Origin of the sequence: Pigmentiphaga litoralis (assembly GCF_013408655.1) — a bacterium.
GTDB classification, from domain to species: domain Bacteria; phylum Pseudomonadota; class Gammaproteobacteria; order Burkholderiales; family Burkholderiaceae_B; genus Pigmentiphaga; species Pigmentiphaga litoralis_A.
Map to the genome: position 1 here is coordinate 3,921,136 of NZ_JACCBP010000001.1, position 24,344 is coordinate 3,945,479.

At 65.1% G+C, this 24,344-nt stretch carries 20 protein-coding genes; 4 read left to right on the forward strand and 16 right to left on the reverse strand.

What is annotated here, in order from left to right:
* Positions 1 to 5: 5 nt before the first annotated feature.
* Positions 6 to 875: a DMT family transporter gene (locus tag HD883_RS17890; protein WP_179583053.1), complete on the reverse strand. Its 870-nt coding sequence runs from the start codon at positions 873 to 875 to the stop codon at positions 6 to 8.
* A gap of 187 nt (positions 876 to 1,062) precedes the next feature.
* On the reverse strand, positions 1,063 to 1,674 hold the full coding sequence (locus HD883_RS17895; RefSeq protein ID WP_218863098.1) for a TetR/AcrR family transcriptional regulator: 612 nt from the start codon (positions 1,672 to 1,674) through the stop codon (positions 1,063 to 1,065).
* A 147-nt stretch (positions 1,675 to 1,821) separates the two neighbouring features.
* On the opposite strand from HD883_RS17895, the gene prpE reads away from it, so the two are divergent.
* Positions 1,822 to 3,717 (forward strand): propionate--CoA ligase, encoded by a 1,896-nt coding sequence (prpE, locus tag HD883_RS17900; RefSeq protein ID WP_179583051.1) that lies wholly within the window; start codon positions 1,822 to 1,824, stop codon positions 3,715 to 3,717.
* Positions 3,718 to 3,758: 41 nt separating this feature from the next.
* Complete coding sequence (locus HD883_RS17905; protein WP_179583049.1) at positions 3,759 to 4,070, forward strand: hypothetical protein; 312 nt, start codon at positions 3,759 to 3,761, stop codon at positions 4,068 to 4,070.
* 135 nt (positions 4,071 to 4,205) lie between these two features.
* On the opposite strand, the gene metH is transcribed toward HD883_RS17905, so the two are convergent.
* The 14 genes from metH to HD883_RS17975 form a co-directional block, all read right to left on the reverse strand.
* The gene (gene metH, locus HD883_RS17910) at positions 4,206 to 7,979 is read right to left on the reverse strand and encodes a methionine synthase (RefSeq protein WP_179583047.1); all 3,774 of its coding nucleotides are present in this window, start codon (positions 7,977 to 7,979) and stop codon (positions 4,206 to 4,208) included.
* A 113-nt stretch (positions 7,980 to 8,092) separates the two neighbouring features.
* Complete coding sequence (locus HD883_RS17915; protein WP_179583038.1) at positions 8,093 to 9,337, reverse strand: YbdK family carboxylate-amine ligase; 1,245 nt, start codon at positions 9,335 to 9,337, stop codon at positions 8,093 to 8,095.
* Positions 9,338 to 9,637: 300 nt separating this feature from the next.
* A complete protein-coding gene (locus HD883_RS17920; protein WP_179583036.1) occupies positions 9,638 to 9,892 on the reverse strand; it encodes a BTH_I0359 family protein in 255 nt (84 codons plus the stop codon).
* A gap of 108 nt (positions 9,893 to 10,000) precedes the next feature.
* A complete protein-coding gene (locus HD883_RS17925; protein WP_179583034.1) occupies positions 10,001 to 10,312 on the reverse strand; it encodes a hypothetical protein in 312 nt (103 codons plus the stop codon).
* Positions 10,313 to 10,368: 56 nt separating this feature from the next.
* Positions 10,369 to 11,841, reverse strand: coding sequence for a TrkH family potassium uptake protein (locus HD883_RS17930; RefSeq protein WP_179583032.1), 1,473 nt, complete (start codon positions 11,839 to 11,841; stop codon positions 10,369 to 10,371).
* Positions 11,842 to 11,858: 17 nt separating this feature from the next.
* A complete protein-coding gene (trkA, locus tag HD883_RS17935; RefSeq protein ID WP_179583030.1) occupies positions 11,859 to 13,235 on the reverse strand; it encodes a Trk system potassium transporter TrkA in 1,377 nt (458 codons plus the stop codon).
* Entirely contained in the window at positions 13,232 to 13,981 is a 750-nt protein-coding gene (locus HD883_RS17940; protein ID WP_179583028.1) for a response regulator, read from the reverse strand. The genes trkA and HD883_RS17940 overlap by 4 nt, the downstream gene beginning before the upstream one ends.
* Positions 13,982 to 13,998: 17 nt before the next feature.
* Positions 13,999 to 16,452: a sensor histidine kinase gene (locus HD883_RS17945; protein WP_179583026.1), complete on the reverse strand. Its 2,454-nt coding sequence runs from the start codon at positions 16,450 to 16,452 to the stop codon at positions 13,999 to 14,001.
* A complete protein-coding gene (locus HD883_RS17950) occupies positions 16,449 to 17,375 on the reverse strand; it encodes a DUF4390 domain-containing protein (protein ID WP_373563397.1) in 927 nt (308 codons plus the stop codon). Before HD883_RS17950 ends, HD883_RS17945 begins: the two co-directional genes overlap by 4 nt.
* Positions 17,372 to 18,718, reverse strand: coding sequence for a 16S rRNA (cytosine(967)-C(5))-methyltransferase RsmB (gene rsmB / locus HD883_RS17955; RefSeq protein WP_179583024.1), 1,347 nt, complete (start codon positions 18,716 to 18,718; stop codon positions 17,372 to 17,374). Before rsmB ends, HD883_RS17950 begins: the two co-directional genes overlap by 4 nt.
* Entirely contained in the window at positions 18,718 to 19,680 is a 963-nt protein-coding gene (gene fmt, locus HD883_RS17960; RefSeq protein ID WP_179583022.1) for a methionyl-tRNA formyltransferase, read from the reverse strand. The genes rsmB and fmt overlap by 1 nt, the downstream gene beginning before the upstream one ends.
* A 23-nt stretch (positions 19,681 to 19,703) precedes the next feature.
* Positions 19,704 to 20,210 (reverse strand): peptide deformylase, encoded by a 507-nt coding sequence (def, locus tag HD883_RS17965; RefSeq protein WP_179583020.1) that lies wholly within the window; start codon positions 20,208 to 20,210, stop codon positions 19,704 to 19,706.
* Between the two features lie 225 nt (positions 20,211 to 20,435).
* On the reverse strand, positions 20,436 to 21,128 hold the full coding sequence (locus HD883_RS17970) for a fumarylacetoacetate hydrolase family protein (protein ID WP_179583018.1): 693 nt from the start codon (positions 21,126 to 21,128) through the stop codon (positions 20,436 to 20,438).
* 60 nt (positions 21,129 to 21,188) lie between these two features.
* On the reverse strand, positions 21,189 to 22,151 hold the full coding sequence (locus HD883_RS17975; protein ID WP_179583016.1) for a helix-turn-helix transcriptional regulator: 963 nt from the start codon (positions 22,149 to 22,151) through the stop codon (positions 21,189 to 21,191).
* Positions 22,152 to 22,391: 240 nt separating this feature from the next.
* Between HD883_RS17975 and dprA the strand changes: the two genes are divergently transcribed.
* Both dprA and HD883_RS17985 read left to right on the forward strand, forming a co-directional pair.
* Positions 22,392 to 23,714, forward strand: coding sequence for a DNA-processing protein DprA (gene dprA / locus HD883_RS17980; protein ID WP_179583014.1), 1,323 nt, complete (start codon positions 22,392 to 22,394; stop codon positions 23,712 to 23,714).
* A 122-nt stretch (positions 23,715 to 23,836) separates the two neighbouring features.
* On the forward strand, positions 23,837 to 24,295 hold the full coding sequence (locus tag HD883_RS17985; protein WP_179583004.1) for a DUF494 family protein: 459 nt from the start codon (positions 23,837 to 23,839) through the stop codon (positions 24,293 to 24,295).
* Positions 24,296 to 24,344 lie beyond the last annotated feature (49 nt).

Below are 24,344 nucleotides of genomic sequence, written 5' to 3' on the forward strand. Positions count from 1 at the left end.
ACGGTTCATTTTTCCGCCGCTGGCCGACTCGCCCGCGCCGGCCGCTGCGTCATGGCCACGCCCACGATGCACGCCAGCATGCCGATGACCAGCGTCGCGGTCAGCGGCTCATGCAGGAACAGCACCCCTGACGCGACCGCGAACACGGTCTGCAGCAAGGCATACGGTGCGACCCGTGCAATCGAACACCGGGCGATCAGCCAGAACCAGATGCCGAAGCCGGCAATGCCGCCCAGCGCGATCGTGTAGAGCAAGGCCATCCAGCCCGGCGCGGTCGCGGTGTGCAGGGATGCGAGCTGCCCGCATTCGAACAGCAGGGACATCAGCAGCACTTGCGGCACGGTCAGCACCGACATCCAGGCCAACAGCTTCATGGGTTCGAACGGGCCTGACCGCTTCACCAGAATGCTGCCGATCGCCAGGGACAGCGCCGATCCGGTGATCAGCAGCACGGGCAGAATCGCGACCGGCCCCGGACCTGCCGCGGTCAACACCACGCCCACGAAGGCGATGGCGATCCCGGTGATCACCCGCCAGGACAGCTTTTCGCCCAGCATGGGCCAGGCCAGCAGCACGGCAAATGGTGTCGTCAGCTGCATGGCGACGCCTGCCACGCTGGCCGCGCCATGCGCCAGGCCGATGAACGCAAACGAAAAGTTCAGGCCGCCCATGAACAGTGAAATCCACAGGACCGGCTTCCGTTCTTGTCTGCGCGGCAGGCCGGCAAAGGGCAGCAGCACCGCCGCGATCGCCGTGAACCGCAGGGCCAGCAGGAATAGCGGCGGGAAATCCGCGACTGCGATCTTAATGACGACGAACTGGCAGCCCCACAGCAAGGGAACCAGGATGGCGCAAAGAATCTGCAAGGGTGACATGAACATCCTCATTCAAGACTGAATGGTCCAAAAATAGGCGAGTTGAGCGCAAGGAACGCGACACCGTTCAGGCCGCGCACCGTGGTGCACACGGCAGGCCTCGGGACAGGTCGCACCACAGGTCGCACCACAAGTCGCAGAGCACGTTACACAGCGCGTCGCACGACGCCCGCCCTGACTGACGCACTTACCTGATCAACCGCCCCAGCAACGCGTCCACACTCGCCTGCCAGACCTTGCCATCCACACCTGTCTTGGCAATCACCCGCAGCCCTTCGACCATCGCCAGCAACATGCGCGCGGCATCGCGCGGCGCCAAGCCATCGGCCAAAGTGCCCTGCCCGCGCGCCCGTTCAAATGTATCGGCCAGCCGCCCTTCCACCGCCTGGAAGAACCCGCGAATGCGCTTTTCCACGTCGGCGTCCTTGCCCGCCAGCTCCATCGCGGTCGCAACCACCAGGCAGCCCTTGCGTCCCTTGGCCCCACTGTTCCGCTGCACGTAGCCGGACAGGAACAGCCGCAGCCCGTCCCACGGATCGCGCTGCCCATCCATTTCCTGATCGATACGCGCCAACGCGTTGGCGATGTAGCGATCCAGCGCGAGCAGAAACAGCCCGTGCTTGTCGCCAAACGCGGCATACAGGCTGCTGCGCGACAGGCCGGTTGCCTGCAACAGATCGGGCAGCGACGTGCCCTGGTAGCCGTTGGACCAGAAAATGTCCATGGCGCCCTGCACGACCTGCTCGGGATCGAATTCGCGGGGGCGGCCTTTTGGCAGCGGGGAAGCCAGGGTGTTCATGCCTGCATTCTGGATCGATCGTTCCTGAATAGCAAGCACGATGGCAAGTACGGAATGGACCGCCAGGCGTCAACGGGTAAACCGGTATTCCCGCAAACGCGCGGCCGGCAGAAACTAGCAGGCTGAGCATCGTGCGGGGAGACCACCGTGGCGGGTTATGTTGCGCTTCATCAGCAATCCATCAACGATCCGGAAGGCTTCTGGGGCGACCGGGCCACCCGCATCGACTGGCACGTGCCGCCCGGCCGCATTCTGGATGCCGACCGGCTGCCGTTCACACAGTGGTTCGTGGGCGGCCGCACCAATCTCTGCCATAACGCGATCGACCGCCACCTGCCCGAGCGGGCGAACGACACGGCGCTGATCTATGTGTCGACCGAAACGGGCATCGAAACCCGCTACACCTTTGCCGAACTGCATGCCGAAGTGAACCGCTTTGCCGCGATCATGCAGTCGCTGGGCGTCACGCAGCGGCATCGGGTGCTGATCTACCTGCCCATGATCCCCGAAGCGGCGTTCGCCATGCTGGCCTGCGCGCGGATCGGCGCGATCCATTCGGTGGTGTTCGGCGGCTTTGCATCGGTGGCGCTGGCATCGCGGATCGATGACGCAACGCCAACGCTGATCATCTCTGCCGACGCCGGGTCGCGCGCGGGCAAGATCCTGCCGTACAAGCCGCTGCTGGACGAGGCGATCGCGCTCTGCCGCCAGCCGCCCAAACACGTCCTGCTGGTGGACCGCGGCCTGGCCGACATGGCGCGCACGCCCGGCCGCGACGTGGACTACGCACCGCTGCGCACGCAATACATGGACGCGCAGGTGCCCTGCGTCTGGCTCGACTCCAACTTTCCGTCCTACATCCTGTACACGTCGGGCACGACCGGCAAACCCAAAGGCATCGTGCGCGACGTGGGTGGCTATGCGGTGGCGCTGGCCACGGCCATGGACCTGATCTTTCAGGGCCGGCCGGGCGATGTCATGTTCACTGCGTCCGACATCGGCTGGGTGGTCGGCCACAGCTTCATTGTGTACGGCCCGCTGATCCAGGGCGTGACCACGCTGATGTACGAAGGCACGCCGATCCGGCCCGACGGCGCGATCTGGTGGCGGCTGGTCGAGCAGTATGGCGTGACGCAGCTCTTTACCGCGCCCACAGCCATCCGTGTACTGAAAAAACAGGACCCCGAAACGCTGAAGCGGCACGACCTGTCCAGCCTGCGCACGCTGTTCCTGGCCGGCGAACCGCTGGACGAGCCCACCGCCACCTGGATCGCCGACGCCATCGGCAAGCCCGTGGTCGATAACTACTGGCAGACCGAAAGCGGCTGGCCCATGCTCGCCATTGCCCGCGGCATTGAAGACCTGCCGATCAAGTTTGGATCCCCCGGCCTGCCCGTGGTGGGCTACGACCTGCGCGTGGTGGACGAAACGACCGGCGAGACCTGCCCGCCCGGCGTCAAAGGCGTCGTGGCCGTGGCCGCCCCCCTGCCGCCGGGCTGCATGATCAGCATCTGGCACGACGACGCGCGCTATGTGTCGACCTACTGGTCGGGCTTCGAAGGCAAGATGCTGTATTCCAGTTTCGACTGGGGCGTGCAGGACGAAGACGGCTATGTCTTCATCCTGGGCCGCACCGACGACGTGATCAACGTGGCCGGCCACCGCCTGGGCACGCGGGAGATCGAAGAAAGCCTGTCCAGCCACGCTTCCATTGCCGAAGTGGCCGTGGTCGGCGTGGCCGATACCCTGAAGGGCCAGGTGGCCCTGGCCTTTGCCATCGTCCGCAATGCCGACGTGATCGCCACGACCGATGCACGCTTTGCATTGGAAGGCGAATTGATGCGCACGGTGGAACACCAGCTGGGCGCCCTCGCCCGGCCCAGCCGCGTCATCTTCGTGCCGGTGCTGCCCAAAACCCGATCAGGCAAGCTGCTGCGCCGCGCGATCCAGGCCGTGGCCGAAGGCCGCGATCCGGGGGATCTGACGACGATCGAGGACACGACGGCGCTCGATCAACTGAAGGATGCGATGCAGATGTCGTGATGGCGTAGAATCCCAGCCCCGGCCACCAAGCAAGTCCACGTATGAACGCAGCACTGGAACAGGAATTTCACGACGCGATGCTCGGCATTTTCGAGCGCGCGAAAAAAGAGGCCAGCTATTCGGCCAACCGCTTTCACCAGTTGGTGGGACGGCTGGGCGGCAAGGCCGCGGCCAAGCAGATGCTGGCGTCGAAGACGCTATCGGAAGATCTGACGCACCTGAGTCTGGCCAAGCGGCTGGACCTGTCGATGGAGGTGCTGATCCTGGAAGCGCAGTGGGCGCCGCTGTTCAGCGACCAGGAACGCGCGATCGCGGTGAAGCGCCTGAAGGACTTCGGCTACACCGCGAGCTGAGCGCGCGAGTTCACGTTCGCGGGATTTGTCTGCCGGGCTAAGCCTTCAGAGTCAGGCCCGCGCGTGCGGGCCTGCGGCTTCAGGTTTTCGGATTCGAATCTGCGGACTCAGGCCGCGGCTTCAATACCCCCCCGTTCAATGCAGGTTGGGCATCAGGGCCCGGCGCAGGTCGTCTTCCGACCGGCCGCTGCGCCGCGCGTAGTCCTCGACCTGGTCGTCGCCGATCTTGCCGACCGCAAAGTATTGCGACTGCGGATGGCTGAAGTAGAAGCCTGAGACGGACGACGCCGGGTGCATGGCGTAGCTGTCGGTCAGCACCATGCCGATGTCGTTGGCGTCCAGCACGTCGAACATGGCGCGCTTGACGGTGTGTTCCGGGCAGGCCGGGTAGCCCGGCGCGGGCCGGATGCCGACGTATTCTTCGCGGATCAGCGCCTCGTTGTTCAGGGCCTCGTCGGGCACGTAGCCCCACAGGTCCTGGCGCACGCGCACGTGCATGCATTCGGCAAAGGCTTCGGCCAGACGGTCTGCAATCGCCTTGAGCATGATGCTCGTGTAGTCGTCGTTGTCTTTCTCGAACTGCGCTTCCCACTTTTCGATGCCCAGGCCGGCGGTCACGGCGAACATGCCGATGTAGTCCTTGATGCCGGTGGATTTGGGCGCGATGAAGTCGGCCAGGCACTTGTTGTCGACCCCTTCGCGCTTGACGGTCTGCTGACGCAGGTTGTTCCAGGTGAACAGGGTCTCGGTGCGCGATTCGTCGGTGTAGACCTCGATATCGTCATCGTTGACCGTGTTGGCCGGATAGAAGGACACGATCGCATTGGCCGTCAACCAGCGGCCGTCGATCACGCGCTTGAGCAGCGCCTGGCCGTCGGCAAACACCTTGGTGGCCGAGTCGCCCACGACAGGGTCGGTCAGGATCGCGGGGAACGGGCCGTGCAGGTCCCACGTCTGGAAGAAGGGCTGCCAGTCGATGTACTGCGCGATCTCCGCCAGGTCGAAATTCTTGAACAACCGGCGGCCAATGAACTTGGGCTGGCGCGGCACATAGCCGTTCCAGTCGATCGGCGGCTTGTTGGCGCGCGCCTGTTCCAGCGTGATCAGCGGCGTGGCCTTGCGGTTGGCGTACTGCTCGCGCACCCGCGCGTATTCCACCTTGAGGTCGTCCAGGAAGGCGTTGGCCGTTTCGGACACCAGGTTCTGCGCGACCCCGACCGAGCGCGATGCGTCGGTCACGTAGATGACCGGGCCTTCGTAATGCGGCGCGATCTTGACCGCCGTGTGCACACGGCTGGTGGTGGCGCCGCCGATCAATAGCGGCGTGTTGCGGCTGCGGAAGTAGTCATCGCGCTGCATTTCGGCCGCCACATAGGCCATCTCTTCCAGGCTGGGCGTGATCAGGCCGGACAGTCCGACGATGTCGGCATTTTCGGCCTTGGCACGCGCCAGGATCTCGGCGGCGGGCACCATCACGCCCATGTTCACGACTTCAAAGTTGTTGCACTGGAGCACGACGCTGACAATGTTCTTGCCGATGTCGTGCACGTCGCCCTTCACGGTCGCGATCACGATCTTGCCCTTGGCGCGCACGTCGCCGCCAGCCGCTTCGATCTGGCGTTTTTCTTCTTCGATGTACGGGATCAGGTGGGCCACGGCCTGCTTCATCACCCGCGCCGATTTCACCACCTGCGGGAGGAACATCTTGCCCGAGCCGAACAGGTCGCCGACCACGTTCATGCCGTCCATCAACGGTCCTTCGATCACTTCGATCGGCCGTCCGCCCCGGGCTTCGATGGCTTGCCGCGCGTCTTCGGTGTCTTGCGTGATGTAGGTGTTGATGCCGTGCACCAGCGCATGCGACAGGCGATCGCCAAACGGCGCGTCACGCCAGGCCAGGTCTTCTTCGCGCTTGACGCCCGAACTCTTGACCTGGTCGGCAAACTGCACGAGCCGTTCGGTGGGCGTACGGTCGTCGGCGGGGTCTTTGCGGCCGACCGGTTCCGGGCGATCCAGCACCACGTCTTCGACCAGGTCACGCAGCACCGGATCCAGGTTGGCATACACGCCCAGCTGGCCGGCGTTGACGATACCCATCGTCAGGCCTTCGCGGATCGCGTAGTACAGGAACACGGTGTGGATGGCTTCGCGCATCGGCTCGTTGCCGCGGAACGAGAAGCTGACGTTGGAAATGCCGCCCGAAATCTTGGCGTAGGGCAGGTTCTCGCGGATCCACTTCGTGCCTTCGATGAAGTCGACGGCGTAGTGATTGTGTTCATCGATCCCGGTCGCGATGGCGAACACGTTGGGGTCGAAGATGATGTCTTCGGGCGGAAAGCCGACTTCATCAACGAGCAGGCGGTAGGCCCGTTCGCAGATGACCTTGCGGCGTTCCAGCGTGTCGGCCTGGCCCTGTTCGTCAAATGCCATGACGACGACGGCCGCGCCGTAACGGCGGCACAGGCGCGCCTGGCGCAGGAAGGGCTCTTCGCCTTCCTTCATGGAAATGGAGTTGACGACCGGCTTGCCCTGCACGCACTTGAGCCCGGCTTCGATCACGCTCCACTTGCTGCTGTCGATCATGACCGGCACGCGTGAGATATCCGGCTCGGACGCGATCAGGTTCAGGAAACGCGCCATGCTGGCCTGCGAATCCAGCATGGCCTCGTCCATGTTGATGTCGATGATCTGCGCGCCGTTTTCAACCTGCTGGCGCGCCACCGTCAGCGCCTCGTCGAACTTTTCTTCGCGGATCAGGCGCGCGAACATCTTGCTGCCCGTCACGTTGGTGCGTTCACCCACGTTCACGAACAGACTGGTCTCGTCGATGTTGAGCGCTTCCAGGCCCGACAGGCGCATCTTGCGCGGTACGTCGGGCACCGCACGCAAAGGCAGCTTGCCGACCTTGTTGGCGATGGCCGCAATGTGTTCGGGCGTCGTGCCGCAGCAGCCGCCGACCATGTTGACGAAGCCCGACCGCGCGAATTCTTCGAGCAGGCGTGACGTGTCTTCCGGCGTCTCGTCAAAGCCGGTGTCGCTGAGCGGATTGGGCAGGCCGGCGTTGGGGTACACGCACACAAAGGTGTCGCAGATCTTGGCCAGCTCGGCCACGTACGGCCGCATCAGGGCCGCGCCCAGGGCGCAGTTCAGTCCGATGGTGATGGGCCGGGCGTGGCGCATCGAATTCCAGAAGGCTTCGACCGTCTGGCCCGACAGGATCCGGCCGGATGCATCGGTGACCGTGCCCGAGATCATGACGGGCAGGCGGATGCCGCGTTGCTCGAACACGTCTTCGACCGCAAACACGGCGGCCTTGGCATTCAGGGTGTCGAACACGGTCTCGATCAGCACGAGGTCGATGCCGCCGTCGATCAGGCCGTTCAGTTGCTCGACGTAGGCGTCGTGCAGTTCGTCGAAGGTGACGTTGCGCGCCGCCGGGTCGTTCACGTCGGGGGAAATGGACGCCGTCTTGGGCTGCGGGCCCAAGGCCCCCGCCACGAAGCGCGGACGCTCGGGCGTGGAAAACAGATCACAGGCCGCGCGCGCCAGCCGCGCCGATTCCACGTTCAGCTCGTAGGCCAGTTCGGGCAGGTCGTAATCGCCCTGGGCGATGCTGGTCGCGCCGAAAGTATTGGTCTCGATCACGTCGGCGCCTGCACGCAGGTAGTCTTCGTGGATCGTCTTGATCACGTCGGGCCGCGTCAGGCTGAGCAGTTCGTTGTTGCCCTTGACGTCCTTGCCATGCGCGGCGAACCGCGCGCCGCGATAGTCGGCCTCGCCCAGTTTGACCTGCTGGATCATGGTTCCCATGGCGCCATCCAGGATCAGGATGCGCTGCGTCAGCAAACGAGCGAATTCGGCGCCCCGGGTGTAAGACTCGGGCGGATAGGGCAGCGTAGGGAAGGACATGGGCGGGCAACCGGGCAAAACCCACCGGCGCAATCTGCAAAAGGGAATCGGCTATGTTACCAACAAACCGGCTTTCCCTTGCTGCAGCGCGGCGGTTCGCCGTCTTGTCCGGCCTAGTGCAGGGCTTCGGGCGCCTGGCCGGGTTGCGGCAGGGCCAGCCCGTCCACCGGCATGATGGCCTCGGCGCCGGCACGCACGCGCCGCCGTGGAATCACGGTCAGCGGCGGCATGTCGATGCATTGCGGCACATGTCCGCGCCACGCCGCCACCGATGCCTGCACCACCGCCGGCAGCTCGCGGCTGCGATGGAATTGCGTGCGCAGCCATCGCGCGTCGCACCCTTGCTTCAGGGCGCCGTCGGCCAGGGATTGCAGCATGTCCGTCGTGCCGAGTTCGGCGGCGATCGGCGCCAGCTGTTCCAGCGTCATCCGCAAGTGGTCCATCAGGCGCATCCGCCCGTGGACCGGATCGACATAATTGCCCTGCAGACCGAAGCGGCAGGCCTGGAAGCGATTGGTGTTGTAGGCCAGCCAGGCCTCGGGCGCGGGCAGCGCGCGGCGGCTCAGCGCCACGCCCAGGGCCTGGGCGAACGCCGCCAGCTGGCAGGCCTTTTCGACCGTGAGCGGCGTATCGCACACCCGGATTTCGACCGTGCCGAATTCGGGCTTGGGGCGCACGTCCCAGTACAGGTCCTTGATGCTGTCCACCAGACCGGAGCTTTGCAGCTGGTTCAGATAGGCTTCGAAGCCATACCAGTCGGTGACCGACGGCGGCATGTGGCCCGCCATGGGGAAGGCATTGAGCGCGTTCAGGCGGCTGCACGAAAACAGCGTGTCGACGCCCTCGAAATACGGCGACGAGGCCGACAGCGCAATAAAATGCGGCACGTAGGGCGACAGCCGGTGCGTCATGGCGATCGCGTCGTCCCCCGACGCCACGCCCAGGTGGATGTGCTGGCCGAACACGGTGAACTGGCGCGCCAGGTAGCCATACATCTCGGACAGGTACTGGAAGCGGGGCGAATCGAAGATGGTCCGGTCTTGCCAGCGCATGAATGGGTGCGTGCCGCCGCCGGCAATACGGACACCCACGGTGTCGGCGGCTTCGCCCAGCACGTCGCGCATGTGGCGCATCTCTTCCAGCAGCGCGGTGGGATCCGTGTGGACGGAGGAATTCAATTCGATCATCGCGCGCGTGATCTCGGGTTTGACGCGATCGGCGATGGAGTGGTTGGCCAATTGGGCCAGCAGGTCTTCTGCGGAACCCCGCAGGTCGAACGAGTGCGCATCAACAATCTGCAATTCGAGTTCGATACCCAGGGTATGCGCAGCCGATGGGGTGAAGGCGATGGATTCCATCGAGGTCTCCTTGGGGGTGAGGCCTGGCGGGCTAGTACATACTTTACGAATGCCGCAGTTTAGCCACAAGTTCCAAGCAGATTGCCAGAAATAGATGACAGTTCAGGTTTTCCCCTAGGAACCCGCATGGGGAAAGGCCTAATCCCCTGCTGAGGGTTTTGCCGACCTGCCGAACCGCTGTATTAGGCGGCCAGACGCACGAAAGCCCGCTGCATCAGGGCAAGCGGGCTTTCGGGAAAAGGGTGAGGGAGGCGGTGCGGCGCCCCGGTCAGGGCGACCGGGGGCTGGACGACCAAACGATCAGTGGAGCGTGACCGGGTGGTTCATGTAGTCGTCGAACTGGCTGAGGAATTCATCGACGTCTTCCATCGACGGTTCGGAAGCGATCAACTCCTGGACCTGATTCCGGAACTGGTCAGCCGATTCGCCCGCGATGTACAGTTCGCGCCGCGACTGCTTGTCCACGATCTCGAACCCGCCACCATAGGCGGTCGCGCCTTCGATTTCGGCAAATTCGACAACGACGTAGTTCGAGCTGTTGTAAATCATTTCCATGGCCTGGCTCCTGAAGTCACAGGGGTCGTAAGACCGCCTGATCTGTAAATGTGGTGCCCACATCCGGAAATCAAGAGGCAATCTATAACGCGCATTAAATAAACGGTGTCATTCGTTCAATGGCGCGTCTTGCAGATCGATTGCCCCCGCGAAGCCTGGGCCGTCCAGTTGCCTCAGCAACTCCGGGAGATGCTCGGCCTGGGATATTTCTATCCAAAGCCTGGCGGGTTTCACCAGCCTGAGCATCCTTGCCACCGTCACCCGCAACGGCAGCTGCCCGACACAGCACACACAACCTGGCGCCAACTGGACGAGTTCGACGCCCGGTGGAGCCGTCAATGTTCCCGGCCCCCCTTCGACTATCACAGCCTGCTTGCCCTGCTCTTCTTGCAAGGACCGTGCCGCGGCGTCGAGCGCCACGCTTCGGCCCTGCCTGAGATAACAGCCTACCATCACTACAACGGGTGTCTTTGTATTCATTTGCGCCAGAAGGCGCGTGTAAACAACACCAGCACCGTAAAGAGCTCCAGCCGACCGATGAGCATGGCGAACGAGCAGATCCACGTCTGGACATCCGTCAGGCCCTTGTAGCTGCCCATGGGGCCGACCACGTCGCCCAGCCCCGGCCCGGTGTTGTTCAACGTCGCCAGCACGGCAGTGAATGCGGTAAGCGGCTCCAACCCGGTCGACAGCATCACCATGGTAAGAATGACCAGCGACGCCCCATAAAGGAGCACGAAGGCCAGCACCGAGAACACCACGTGATTGGCGATCATCTGGCCGCCGATCCGCACCGGGTTGATCGCGCGCGGATGCAGCAGCCGGGTGAATTCGCGCCGCGCCTGTTTGACCAGGATCACCATGCGGATCATTTTCATGCCGCCACCGGTTGAGCCAGCCGACGTCACGAAAGAAGACAGTGCCAGCATCAGTACCGGCGCGAACAGGGGCCATTTGGCGTAGTCAGTGCTTGCAAACCCGGTCGTGGTGGCAACCGATACCGTGTTGAATACGGCATGGCGCATGGATTCGGCCAGGGTCGGGTAGACCTGTTCCCCGTAGAGCAGAAAGCCGATGACGATGCCTGATCCGAACATCACGGTCAGGTAGTACTTCGCTTCAAAGCAGTTCCAGTACGTGCGCATGCTTTTGGCGCGGTAGGCCCGGAAGTGCGTGGCGAAGTTGATGCCGGCAATCGTCATGAAGACGATGGCGACGAATTCGGTCGAAATCGAATCGAAGGCCAGGAAGCCCGCGTCGCGATTCGAAAAGCCGCCCAGCCCGATCGTGGCCGCCATATGGCAATAGGCGTCATACCAGCTCATGCCGGTCAGGCGGTAGGCGATCGCGCACAACAAGGACACCACCATGTAGATGGCATACAGCCCCTTGGCCGTACCCGTGATGCGCGGCGTCAGCTTTTCGTCTTTCATGGGACCGGCCGTCTCGGCGCGGAATACCTGGCTGCCCCCCACGCCCAGCATCGGCAGAATGGCCACGGCGAGCACCAGGATGCCCATGCCGCCGATCCAGATCAGCGTGCAACGCCAGACGTTGATCGAATACGGGAGGGTGTCCAGGCCGGTCAGGACGGTCGCGCCCGTGGTCGTGAGGCCCGACATGGCTTCGAAGTAGGCGTCGGTCAGGCTCAGATCCACGCCCACGCCGCGGAAATACAGCACCAGCGGGACCGCCGCCACCACAGGCAGCACGCTCCACACCAGGGACACCAACAGAAAGCCATCGCGCGGCGCCAGTTCGCGGCGCTGGCGGCGGGTGCCGGCATACAGCAGCGCGCCAAAACCGAACGACACCGCAAAGGCATGCAAGAAGGCCATCAAGGCGGCGTCGGACGTGTAGAGCGACGTTCCGATCGGGATGGCGAAGGTCAGCGAAAACAGCGCGATGACCACGCCGAGCACATTCAGGACCGGGAAAAGTTGGCGCATGGGACGGGCAAAGCCGCTCAGAAAAAGGAGACCGACACCTGGAACAGCTTTTCGACCTGGGACACCAGGCGCTGATGCGTGACGAACACGATGACATGGTCACCGGACTGGACGACGGTGTCGTGGTGCGCCATCAGGACGGCGTCGGACCGCGCGATGGCGCCAATGATCGCGCCTTCGGGCAGCTTGATCTGCTCGATGCGCCTGCCGACCACCTTGGATGACTTGGCGTCACCGTGGGCGATGGCTTCGATGGCCTCGGTCACGCCGTGGCGCAGCCGGTGCACGGCCACCACGTCGCCGCGGCGCACGTGGCGCAGCAGTTCGCCGATGGTGGCTTCGGACGGCGAAATGGCGATGTCGATCCGCCCGCCTTCCATCAGTTCCGCGTAGCTTTTGCGGCCGATCAGGGCGATCACGCGGCGCGCGCCCATCCGTTTGGCCAGCAGCGACGACATGATGTTGTCTTCGTCGTCGCTGGTCAGCGCCAGGAACAGGTCCATGTCGCCGACGTTTTCGTCTTCCAGCAGGTCTTCGTCGGTGGCGTCACCGTTGAGCACCAGCGTCTTGCTGGGCACCTGGGCGGCCAGGTATTCACAGCGGCGGCGGTTTTGCTCGATCAGCTTGACCTCGTACAGGTGGCCGATTTCGCGCGCCAGCCGCAGCCCGATATTGCCGCCGCCGGCAATCATCAGCCGCCGCACGGGCTTGTCGCGCTCGCGCAGTTCGCGCACCAGCCGCCGCACTTCGTGGGTCGCGGCCAGGCAGACGACTTCGTCCCCGGGCTGGATGACGGTGCGGCCTTCGGGCGTGATCAGTTCGCCCTGCCGGAAGATGGAAATGATCCGGATGTCGGCGCCCGGCATGTGTTCGCGCAGGCTTTCGATCGGGTGCTGGCACAGCGGGCTGCCCGCGTGCGCGCGGACGGTCACGGCGCTGACCCGGCCTTCGGCAAATTCCACCACCTGCAGGGCTTCGGGAATCGCGATCAGGTTGGTCAGGTAGCTCGTGACGCTGCGTTCCGGGCAGATCAGGTTGTCGACGCAAAAGCCGTCGTCGCCCATCAGCGTGGCGTTGTCCAGGAATTCGGGGGAGCGGACCCGCGCGATGCGGCGCGGGACATTGAAGACCTGCTTGGCGATCTTGCAGGCCACCAGGTTGGTTTCGTCGGCCGTGGCGCACGATATGAGCATGTCGGCGTCACGCGCGCCGGCCTGCTCCAGGGTGGACATGTGAATGCCGCTGCCCACCACGACCCGCAGGTCGAACCGTTCCTGCAGCAGGGCCAGGCGAGGACCGTCGGTATCGATGACCGTGATGTCGTTATGTTCGGACACCAGGTTTTCGGCGACGCTCGTTCCCACCCGGCCCGCGCCGAGGATCAGGATCTTCATAGACTGCGTTTGCGGGACAGCTCGATGCCCAGTTGCTTGAGCTTGCGATACAGGTGGGTGCGTTCCAGGCCGGTCTTGTCGGCGACGCGGGTCATGCTGCCGCCTTCGCGCGCCAGGTGATGCTCGAAGTACACGCGTTCGAAGGCATCGCGCGCTTCGCGCAGCGGCAGGTCCAGGGACAGCTCATGCAGCGGCTGGCGCGGACGGCTGTCGCCCCCGACCTGACCCATTTCGGCCAGCGATTCGGCGGCGCTGGACGCCCCGATCGGCGCACGGCCGTAGTCCGACCCAGTGGTCAGGATGGGCGGCTGCACGTACGACGGCGGCGGGCTGCTGCTGCGGATCGCGGTGACCGGCTGCGCGACGGGCTTGGGGCCCGCGCGGCCGCGGTCGAGCGCCGACGCAATGGTCTTGAGCAGCCGCGTCATGGTGATCGGCTTTTCAAGAAAATCGGTCGCGCCGATACGGGTGGCTTCGACGGCGGTATCGATGGTCGCGTGGCCGCTCATCATGATGACCGGCATGTCGAGCAGGCCCTGTGACGCCCACTCTTTGAGCAGGGTCACGCCGTCGGTATCAGGCATCCAGATATCGAGCAATACCACGTCAGGCCGATGCTGGTTGCGCAGCGCGCGCGCAGCGGCGGCGTTTTCTGCGAGATCCACCGTGTGACCCTCGTCGTAGAGGATCTCCGACAGGAGCTCGCGAATGCCGACTTCGTCGTCGACCACTAGAATTCTGGCCATATTTTTAGAAACCTCTGTTACGCGGATTGCGACCCTGCTGCTACGGACAACCGGGCAGACCCCGGCGCCACTGCGTCATCCACCAGCTTGGTAAGAAGTATAGAGACCATCGCTCCACCTTCTGGCCGATTGGCCAGATCGATGCGACCGCCGTGCTCTTCGACAATTTTTTTCACGATGGCCAGGCCAAGTCCCGTCCCCCGTGCCTTGGTCGTCACATAGGGCTCGAAGGCCCGCTGAAGTATGCGTGGCGCGAATCCCGCGCCCGTGTCCGTCACCATCAGCCGTACCGTTGCGTGCTCCCGTCCATCCGGCAGCCGCCTATGGATCAGCCGTGTGCTGACGCCCACCCGCTCTTCCAGGACCTGCTTTGGCTGCCCCGCCTCCTCAGCCTTGGCAATGTCCTTTGCCCTATCTTCTATGGCGTCCTTGGCATTGGCAATCAGATTATGTATCACCTGCCGCAGCTGGGTCGCATCGCCTTCGATCTTCGGCAGCCCCGGCGCCAGGTCGACAGACAGCAGGGTCGGGCGCGCGCCGTCGCGCAGCATGCCGTCGGTGCTGTCCCAACCGTAGAGCGTCAGGACTTCGGCCACCAGTTCATTCAGGTCGAGTTGCTGCATCTGCGCCGGTGGCGTCCGCGCATATTCGCGGAAGTCGTCCACCATCCGCTGCATCGAACTGACCTGGTTGATGATCGTCGTGGTCGATCGGCGCAGCATTTGCGCGTCGGTCGCCTCCAGCTTGTCGGCCAGCTTCATCGCAATGCGCTCGGCCGAGAGCTGGATCGGTGTCAGCGGGTTCTTGATTTCATGCGCCAGCCGCCGCGCCACTTCCCCCCACGCCACTGCCCGGTTGGCGGAAATCACTTCGGTAATGTCGTCGAACACCACCACATAGCCCCCACTTCCGCCGTTGACCGGCAGATGCGATCCTCGAGCCAGCAGAGTAATCGTATTGTCGTCGGGTCGGGAGGACGACATGTTACCTTCGCCCGCCCCGCCGGACGGGGTGTCGCCCGTGGGCGCGCGCACGATTTCAAACTGCTGCTGCCAGTGCGTGCGGCCCGTATCTGCCGCCGCGTGTTCGGCAAAGGCGGTACGGATCACATTCGCGAAGGTGGTCAGGCCATCCACCGTTTCCAGGGGCCGGCCCGCCACCGCCCGCAGGTCCACCCGCAGAATGCGCTGCGCGCCGTGATTGACGGTCGCGACGCGGAAGGCTTCGTCGAACACCAGCACGCCCGACGACAGGTTGGACAGGATGCTTTCCAGGTAGACGTTGGTGCGTTCGAGCTGACGGCGGTTGGTTTCGACCATGTGGCGCGCGTCGTCCAGCTGGCGCGTCATGGCGTTGAACGACCGGGTCAGCTGACCGACTTCATCCTTGGACGGGGGTTCGGGAATGGGCCGGAAGTCGCCCACGCCGACCGCCTGCGTGCCTTCAGCCAGGCGCAGCAGCGGGCGCACCAGGCGGGACGACAGCGCAAACGCCGCGCCGATCGCCGAGAACACGGCCAGCAGCAGCGCCAGGGTGAGCGTGATGCCGTAGAGCTTGCGCAAGCCCGTTCGCGACAAGGACAGTTCCTGGTAGTCGCGATAGCCGGCCTGGACTTCTTCGGCGTTGAGCGCAATCTGTTCGGGCACGGGCTGCAGCAGCTGCAGGTAACGCGATTCGGCCGGCGACACGGTCGGCAGGTCCAGCGAACTTTGCGGCGCGATCTGGATGATCACGCGCAGCCGCAGGGCATCGTTGTTCTGCGCGTCGCGCGTCGTGCCCATCGGGCCCTGCTCACTTTCCAGGGTCAGGGTGCTGGGAACGCTATTGGCTTCGGCCGCCGAGTAGCCGCGCGAGATGCGCAACTGGCGCAGGATCTGCGGCGGCGGGCTGTCGGGCACCAGGGTGCCGTACACGCTGGTGGACCACGCGATGATGCGGCCGCTGGCGGTGAACACCATGGCATCCTGCGCGCCCACCTGTTCACGCAGGCGTGTCAGCGCGATGGACATGCTGGCGTCGGCCGTGTCGCCCAGTTCCAGTGACATGGTGCGCGCGCGGGCATTCAGGTCCTGCAGTTGCGAGTCGAGCGCGGCGCGGCCCAGGTTCAGTCCGGATTCCAGTGCGGCATCGACGCGAACGTTGAACCACGATTCGATCGAGCGCGACAGGAACTGCACTGACAACATATAGATGAGCACGCCGGGGACGACGCCCACCAGCGCAAAGGCCAGCGCAAAGCGGGCCGTCAGCCGGGCGCCGAACTGGCGCTTGCGCAACTGGCCCTTGAGCCGCAGCGCCAGCGCCGCCACCCACAGGAACAGGATGAGGGCGACGACGCCGTTCAGTCCCAGCAGCACGTTGTACTGCTGTTCCAGGCGGCTGGAGTTGCCGGTGGACCAGGCAAGCAGGAACAGCAGCGCCAATGCGCTGACCGCGGCGATGCCCAGCAGGATGCGCATGAGCCGGCTCATGGCGCCTCGGGCGGCGGGGTGCTGGCGTTGCCGTTGGAACTGCCGGCGTTGGGACTGCCTGCATTGGGACTGCCTGCATTCGGCAGCACCGTGCTGCCGCTGGCGGTGCCGCGGGTGCCGTCCGGCAAGGTCAGCCCCAGGCTGGACGACCCGTTGGACAAGGACGGCGCACCCAGCGACCCGCCCGGGGTCTGGTTCATGCTGGGCGACGTGGGCGGGTTGGCGCCGTTGGGGCGGTCTGCGGGCTTGTCGGCGGGTCTTTCGGCGGGCTTTTCCGTCGCCTTGTCGGTCGGGCGGTCGGGGACCGGCGCCGGCGCGGTGGGCGCGGGTGCGACCGGCACGGGCGGCAGCGTTTCGCGCACAACCTGGGTGGAAAATTCCGTCCACGGGGTGGCCAGCGACCAGTCGCTGCTGTTCAGCGCATTGACCTGGAAGGCCTTGGACAATTGTGAGACGTCAAACCGCACCCGCATGCGGCCTTCGTGGTTGGACCCAGGCTTGAAGGCGTCCTTGTCGGCGATCCGCCAATTGCGGACGTGCCGCACCACCGACAGGGCTTCCGACAGCGAACTGACCGGCAAGGCCAGGCTGCCGCTGCTGACGCGCCATTGGTGGGTCAGGGGATTATGGGCGATGCGCCAGGTCTGGGTCGCAGTCAGCACGGTTTCGTCGAACCAGTACCAGCGGGGCCGGTTGATTTCGACTTCGACCGTGAAGAACAGCGGCAGCCCCCGTTCGGCGGCATCTTCAAGCTGATTATTGAGGTTGAGCGAGACGTCGGCGTTCAGGACCAGATCGCGGCCGCGTTCGGCCAGCGAGACTGCCTGGACCATGGGTGCATCGGCGGCGCCGACCCTGCCACCCAGAAGCAGCATGACGGCAGCGGCCACCAGCAGGAAGCGAACGATGCGTAGCAGTCTCACACCTTGGTGAACAACGCGTAGAAGAAACCGTCGTGCTGCTCGCCAGGCGGTGCGGATACGGGGCTGGGCAGCAATTGACCGGGCGCGGGCAATCGGGTCGCATCGGGATGACGGGTCAGGAAAGCTTCGGCCTGACGCGCGCCCTCGGCGGGAAATATCGAGCACGTCACGTAGAGCAATTTACCACCGGGGGCGACCACCCGCCACAGCGCATCGGCCAGCCTGGCCTGCAGCACGGCCGTGCGGGTCACGTCTTCTTCGCGGCGCAGCCAGCGGATGTCCGGATGGCGGCGCACGATGCCGGACGCACTGCAGGGCACGTCGGCTAGCACTGCGTCGAAAGGCGTGCCGTCCCACCAGGCGTCGACGTCGGCAATGTCGGCCGCCATCGTACGTGCCGTCAGGCCCAGCCGGGCCAGGTTTTCATCCACGCGGCGCAGGCGCATGGCGTCCACGTCAATCGCCAGCAGGTCGATATCCGCCTGTTCCAGCAGGTGGGCCGTCTTGCCGCCCGGCGCGGCGCAGGCATCCAGCACCCGCATGCCGTCCTTGACCTGCAGCAGGGGCGCGGCCAGTTGCGCGCCGGCATCCTGCACCGACCACCAGCCCTCGGCAAAGCCGGGCAATTGCTGGACCGGACGGGGCTGCAGCACGACCAGGCCGTCGTCGCCAGCAGGCGTGACGGCAATGCCTTGGTCCTGGAACGCCGCCAGCAGCGCATCGCGGGACATCTTGCGGCGGTTGGCGCGCAGGGTCAGCGGCGCCTGGCGGTTGGCCGTGCGCAGCAGGTCCTGCCAGCTGTCGGGGTAGTCGATACGCAAGCGGCGCACCCACCACGACGGGTGATTCCAGGTGGCTTCGCCATTGTTGGCGAGCCCATCCATGATCGCGTCGCGTTCCCGCAGGAAGCGGCGCAGGCTGCCGTTGACGAGTCCCTTGTAGGACGCCAGCGACGGTTGGCCGGACGCGGCGCGCACCGCCTGGTCCACCACCGTGTGCGGTGCGTAGTGAGCACCCGCTGACCCGGCGGCCTGCTCCAGGCCGTCACCCGGCACCACCAGCGCAAAGGCCACCAGCAGCAGCGCGTCGAGCAGGGGGTCAGTAGGATTGCGAGGGATCAGCGCCTGCTTGACGGCGCGCGCGCGGCCCAGCTGCCGCATCACATGAAAGGACACCGCCTGGACCGCGGGCCGGTTGGCGGCCGGCGTCTTGGCAATGGCGTCGGTCAACGACGTGCCGGCCAGCACGGCCTGCAGCGCCTTGGCGGCGCCCAGCAGGATATCGGACAGCGGTGCGGATTGACCGGGGGTGGCCGGGCCAGGCCGGGGGGGTGTGGACGACATCAGGGGGTTCCTCCGCCAAGGCCACGGACGAAGACGTCGACGGGCTGGCGTTTTCCGCCGGCTTTTTGCAGTTCGAGCAGGCGCAGTGTGCCGTCGGCCGTAGCGATGTCGATGCCATCGCTTGCCATCCGCACAAGGGCGCCCGGGGTGGGGGTGTCAGCGGCAGGCGATCCGCTGCCAGGCAGCGCCGTCGCCTTCCATACCTTGACGGGGTCGGGCAGCATCGGAAGCCGCAGGGTCGCGCCCGGCACCGGATCAAAGGCGCGGATACGCCGTGCCAGGACGGCCGCAGGCTGCGTGCAGTCCAGCGGCGCTTCGGCCTTGTCCAGCTTGGCGGCGTAGGTCACGCCATCGGCCGGCTGCGGGGTGGCAGGCAACTCGCCCGCCTCGCGCCGCGCCAGGGCATCCACGATCGCCGTGCCGCCCAGGGTGGCCAGCACATCGTGCAGGTCCCCGGCTGATTGCGTTGGCAAGATGGGCGTTGCGGCGACCAGCAGCATGTCGCCGGTATCCAGGCCGGCGTCCATCTGCATGATGGTGATGCCGGTTTCGGTGTCGCCCGCTTCGATCGCGCGCTGGATCGGCGCCGCCCCGCGCCAGCGCGGCAGCAGGCTGGCGTGGATATTCAGGCAGCCCAGGCGGGGCAGATCCAGCACCGATTGCGGCAGAATCAGCCCGTAAGCTGCCACGATCATCGCGTCGGCATTGACGTCAAGCAGGGTGTCGTGCGCGGCGCGCGCCTCGTCGGGATACTTGCCATCCAGGCGCAGGCTGCGCGGCTGGGCCACGGGAATGCCCGCCTCGAGTGCGGCCGCTTTGACAGGGGAAGGGGTGAGCTTGAGCCCGCGACCGGACGGACGGTCGGGCTGGGTCAACACCAGGGCGACGTCATGACCGGCGTCGATCAGGGCCCGCAACGCCACCCTGGCAAACTCCGGCGTACCGGCAAAAACCAGGCGCATCTGAATCCTGAATCCGAAAGAAATTAAGCGGGCTGGCGCTCGAGTTTGCGCATTTTCGTCTTGATGCGCGTCTGCTTCAGGTTGGACAGGTATTCCACGAACACCTTGCCTTCGAGGTGGTCGAGTTCATGCTGGACGCAGACGGCAAGCAGGCCCTCGGCATCGAATTCGTAGTGTTCGCCCTTCTCGTTCAGCGCCCGGACGGTGATCTGGGACGAACGCGCCACTTCATCATAGATGCCGGGTACCGACAGGCAACCTTCTTCGTACACCTTGGTGTCGTCGCTCTTCCAGGTGATTTCCGGATTGATGAGGACAAGCAGGTCGCTCTTGTCTTCGGACACGTCGATCACGACGATCCGCTCATGCACGTCGACCTGGGTCGCTGCCAGGCCGACGCCAGGCGCGTCGTACATGGTCTCGGCCATGTCGCGCACGATGCGCCGGACACGGTCGTCCACGACGGCCACCGGCTTGGCTTTCTTGTGCAGGCGCGGGTCGGGATAGGTCAGGATAGGAAGCAGGGCCATGGCAACAACAACGAATTCTTGGGGATCTTTGATACAAGGAAAATGGGGGGCGAACCCCATAAATGCAAGCCCAAGATACCACAAGCGTCCGCGCGGGCGTGCGCCAGCGCCCCGGACGCCTTGGGCAGATCCGGGGCATGCGGTCCGAGAGGCCTGGCGGCTCCGTAGGGCGGAGCGCCTGCTTCAGCCGCCGCCGTGCAGGCTTAGCGGGCTACGCGTGCACGCTTAGCGGGCTACGTAATGCACCGTCAGGTCGCCCACGCCGTCGATATGTGCGTGCAGGGTGTCACCCGCCACGCACGGGCCAACGCCGGCAGGCGTGCCGTTCAGGATGATGTCGCCGGCTTCCAGGGTCACGAAACGCGACAGGTAGGCGATGGTTTCTTCGACCCGCCAGATCTGCTGGTTCAGGTCGCCTTCCTGGCGGATTTCGCCATTGATCTTGAGCCAGATCGGGCCGGCGTCGGGGTGGCCGATTTCGCTGGCCGGCTTCAGGGCAGACACGGGGCACGATTGGTCGAAGCCCTTGGCCAGCTCCCAGGGGCGCTGCATTTTCTTGGCGACCGACTGGATGTCGCGGCGGGTCATGTCGATGCCCACGCCGTAGCCGAACACGTGCGACAGGGCGTCAGCCTCGTTGATGTCGGTGCCGCCCTTGCCCAGCGCCACGACCAGCTCGACTTCGTGGTGAAGGTCTTGCGTCTGCACCGGGAACGGCAGGTCGCCGCCGTTCGGCACCACGGCGTCGGACGGCTTGGAAAAGAAGAATGGCGGTTCACGATCGGGGTCGTGGCCCATTTCGCGTGCGTGATCCGCGAAGTTGCGGCCGACGCACCAGATCCGCCGGACCGGAAACACGGCGTCGGTCCCTTCCACGGGAATCGCGGCGATGGACGGCTGGGGGATGACGAAATTCATGACATTTCCTGTAGGACTGCCGGGCAGTTCGCCGCCCGGTCGTTGAATGTGGGTGCCAGCTTATCGGTCTTCGGGGGACAGCGACAGGGACGCATGTGTGATTCGCTTGGACAAAACCGGGGGCTCGACGGCCTGGCGGGCGGCGGCGCGAAACGCAACCGGGCTGGCGCCGCACACCTGCCGGAACCGGCGGGAAAAGTAGGCCTCGTCGGCAAACCCCACCTGCCGGGCAATATCGGACACCCGCAAGGACGTCTGCATGAGCAGTTCCCTGGACTGTTCGATCCGCCGTTCCGTGACCAGATCCACAAACGTACGGCCGGTCTCTTTCTTGATGAGATGGGCCAGATAGTTGGGCGACAGGCAGGCCGCGGCGGCCGCGCTGTCCAGGGTCAGCCGTTCGGCCAGATGCTCGCGAATATGCCGGATCACGCGCGCCATGGCCTCCCGCCGGCCGTGATGCGACGTGCCCGCGCCCGCTGCCTGCTCGATCTGGCCGGCATATTTGCGGCAGACCAGGCCGATCAGCAGCAGCAGGCGGGCGCGCAGTGTTTCCAGCGTATAGAAGCCGCGCTGCGCGTTGTCGGCGTACATCTGCTCGCACAGCTGCAGCATCTCGGCCCGGTCCGCGCCGTCAAGCTCGAAGTCCATGGATTCCTGCGCCAGGAAAGGCGCCAGTTCGGGCGCCCGGGCCAGCGGAACGTCTTCCAGGTCCAGCGGATCCACATCGAGATCGCTGCGCAGGAAGCGCTGACCGAAGCTGAGGATGTAATACAGCGATCCGGGCGGATGCGGCACGCAATGCATGCGGTAGGGCAGCACGAACGAAAGCATGCCCGGCCGGAACGGCCGCACGGTGGCGCCGATGTGCTGCTGCGTATCGCCCGCCAGGTTGATCTGGATCTGGAAATAGGCATGACGATGCGGCGCGGCCAGCGGATCGCGGGCGTTCTCGCGCCGGATGTCGAAATCCAGGTGCTGCGCCCGTTCCTGCATCGTGTAGGTCCGGATCCCGGCGGCCATGTGGCCCATGCTGTCCCCCAGTCCTTGTGTCGTGTCGCCAGCGCACGCACACCGTGGCCAGACAGAAAAAGTATAGCCACTTCGACCGTGGCGTCCGCGGCGTTGGGCGGTTTATGTCCATGCGTACATTTGGCCTTGGACAGTTCTGTCCGGAACCGCCCCGCCCGGCAGGGGTGGCATGGTCTAGTGAGGGACACGGTCATCCGCGACCTTTCACGACTTTCCGGCGTCCGTCCTGCCATGTCTTCTCTTTCCGCTTCTGCTTCCGTTTCGGTCTCTGCTTCTGTTTCCGCTTCAGACTCCGTGGCCGCGTGGCTGCGGCTGTCTCTGGAACCGGGCGTTGGCCCCGTTACCGCCTATCACCTGCTGCAGGAATTCGGGCCGCCCGACCAGCTGTACGCCCAGGACTTCGACACCCTGTCCGCCAAGCTGCCCTTGCCCCTGGCCAGGCAGCTTGCGGCCCGGGCCGATGACGCAACACGCCGTCGCATTGACGAGGCGCTGGCCTGGGCCGACCAGCCTGGCAACTACCTGATGACGCTGAACGACCGGCACTATCCGCCCGCGCTGCTCGTCACCCATGATCCCCCGACGCTGCTGTATGTAAAAGGGCTGCCGTCGCTGCTGGGGCGCCACGGGCTGGCCATCGTGGGCTCGCGCAACGCCACGCCGGACGGCCTGGGCCATGCGCGCGAATTCGCCCAGCATCTGGCAAGTCTGGGCTACACGATCGTGAGCGGCCTTGCGCTGGGCATCGATGCCGCGGCACACGAAGGCGCCCTGGCAGCCGGTGCCGAAGGGGGCGGCACGCTGGCGGTGGTCGGCACCGGTGCGGACGTCGTCTACCCCCGACGCAACCGTCTGCTGGCCCACCGGATTGCCGACCAGGGCGCGATCGTGTCCGAACTGCCCCTGGGCACCCGCGCCCTGGCGCACCACTTTCCGCGCCGCAACCGGCTCGTGGCGGGGCTGTCGAAAGGCGTGCTGGTGGTCGAGGCGGCCGTGCACAGCGGCTCGCTGATCACCGCCCGGATCGCGGCCGACATCGGGCGCGACGTGTTCGCGATCCCGGGGTCTATCCATTCGCCTTTATCCCGGGGCTGCCACGTTCTGCTGCGCCAAGGTGCGAAGCTGGTGGAATGTTCGCAGGACATTGTGGATGAGCTGACCGACCAGCCGGTGGCCGCGCAAGCATCCTTGCCGCTGACCGCATTCCCTGACACCACGACAGCGCCCAGGGCCCACCCCGCCACCCCCAGCAACGCGACCTTTGCCTTGCCGCCCATGTCACCCGAAGACCTGGCGCTGCTGCGGGCGATGGGATTTCGCGCCATCAGCCCCGACATGGTCTCGTATCGGCTGGGCGTTCCCATCCAGGACGTGCTGGCGCGATTGCTGCCGCTGGAATTGCGGGGCCTGGTAGATCGGCTGAATGGAGGCAGCTACCAGGTCACCGGGCGAACCGCCAAGGCACTGGCGGAACAGCTGGCGCGGGAAGCGCAGGCCGTGGCCCCCGAGGGCGCGGATGGCGCGGATGGCGCGGATGGCGCGGATGGCGATTAAGGGGTTCGCCATGGCTGATGCCAAAACCCCGACGCCGGCCGTGCTCACCACGCAACGCTTTGGTGCATATTTGCCTAGGCCGGCGTTTCAGCGTAGAGTAAAGCGAGCCTTTACTGTGATATATGTTCGATATTCTCGTCTACCTCTTCGAGAACTACTTCACGCCGGAAGCCTGTCCGGACCCGGATACGCTGGCGCGAAAACTCGCCGCTGCCGGATTCGAAGACGACGAAATCGACGATGCTCTGTCGTGGCTGTCCGGCCTCGCAGAAACCACGCATCGTTGCGTCGATCTTGCCCTTGTTCCCAGCCACAGCACCCGCATCTACGCCGATGTGGAATACCGTGCGCTGGGTTCCGAGGCGATTGGCTTTGTGAGTTTTCTCGAGTCTGCCGGCGTCCTGTCGGCCCCCCTGCGCGAGATCATCATCGACCGGGCAACTGCGCTCGTCGAATCCCCCGTACCCATCGAAAAACTCAAAATTATTGTGCTGATGGTACTGTGGAGCCAGGAAACCGAGATCGACAACCTGATCCTGGAAGAGCTGCTCGAAGACGGCAGCGCGCGCCAAATCCACTGATTTTCCGCACTCGCAGTCGTGCGTGGCCGGCCATGCCGAGCACCCCCGA

Excerpts from the sequence above, each read along its gene's own strand:
- HD883_RS17890 (WP_179583053.1), bottom strand. The coding sequence starts at position 875 with ATGTCACCCTTGCAGATTCTTTGCGCCATCCTGGTTCCCTTGCTGTGG.
- HD883_RS17895 (WP_218863098.1), bottom strand. The coding sequence starts at position 1,674 with ATGAACACCCTGGCTTCCCCGCTGCCAAAAGGCCGCCCCCGCGAATTC.
- HD883_RS17905 (WP_179583049.1), top strand. The coding sequence starts at position 3,759 with ATGAACGCAGCACTGGAACAGGAATTTCACGACGCGATGCTCGGCATT.
- metH (WP_179583047.1), bottom strand. The coding sequence starts at position 7,979 with ATGTCCTTCCCTACGCTGCCCTATCCGCCCGAGTCTTACACCCGGGGC.
- HD883_RS17915 (WP_179583038.1), bottom strand. The coding sequence starts at position 9,337 with ATGGAATCCATCGCCTTCACCCCATCGGCTGCGCATACCCTGGGTATC.
- HD883_RS17920 (WP_179583036.1), bottom strand. The coding sequence starts at position 9,892 with ATGGAAATGATTTACAACAGCTCGAACTACGTCGTTGTCGAATTTGCC.
- HD883_RS17930 (WP_179583032.1), bottom strand. The coding sequence starts at position 11,841 with ATGCGCCAACTTTTCCCGGTCCTGAATGTGCTCGGCGTGGTCATCGCG.
- trkA (WP_179583030.1), bottom strand. The coding sequence starts at position 13,235 with ATGAAGATCCTGATCCTCGGCGCGGGCCGGGTGGGAACGAGCGTCGCC.
- HD883_RS17940 (WP_179583028.1), bottom strand. The coding sequence starts at position 13,981 with ATGGCCAGAATTCTAGTGGTCGACGACGAAGTCGGCATTCGCGAGCTC.
- HD883_RS17945 (WP_179583026.1), bottom strand. The coding sequence starts at position 16,452 with ATGAGCCGGCTCATGCGCATCCTGCTGGGCATCGCCGCGGTCAGCGCA.
- rsmB (WP_179583024.1), bottom strand. The coding sequence starts at position 18,718 with ATGTCGTCCACACCCCCCCGGCCTGGCCCGGCCACCCCCGGTCAATCC.
- fmt (WP_179583022.1), bottom strand. The coding sequence starts at position 19,680 with ATGCGCCTGGTTTTTGCCGGTACGCCGGAGTTTGCCAGGGTGGCGTTG.
- def (WP_179583020.1), bottom strand. The coding sequence starts at position 20,210 with ATGGCCCTGCTTCCTATCCTGACCTATCCCGACCCGCGCCTGCACAAG.
- HD883_RS17970 (WP_179583018.1), bottom strand. The coding sequence starts at position 21,128 with ATGAATTTCGTCATCCCCCAGCCGTCCATCGCCGCGATTCCCGTGGAA.
- HD883_RS17975 (WP_179583016.1), bottom strand. The coding sequence starts at position 22,151 with ATGGCCGCCGGGATCCGGACCTACACGATGCAGGAACGGGCGCAGCAC.
- dprA (WP_179583014.1), top strand. The coding sequence starts at position 22,392 with ATGTCTTCTCTTTCCGCTTCTGCTTCCGTTTCGGTCTCTGCTTCTGTT.
- HD883_RS17985 (WP_179583004.1), top strand. The coding sequence starts at position 23,837 with ATGTTCGATATTCTCGTCTACCTCTTCGAGAACTACTTCACGCCGGAA.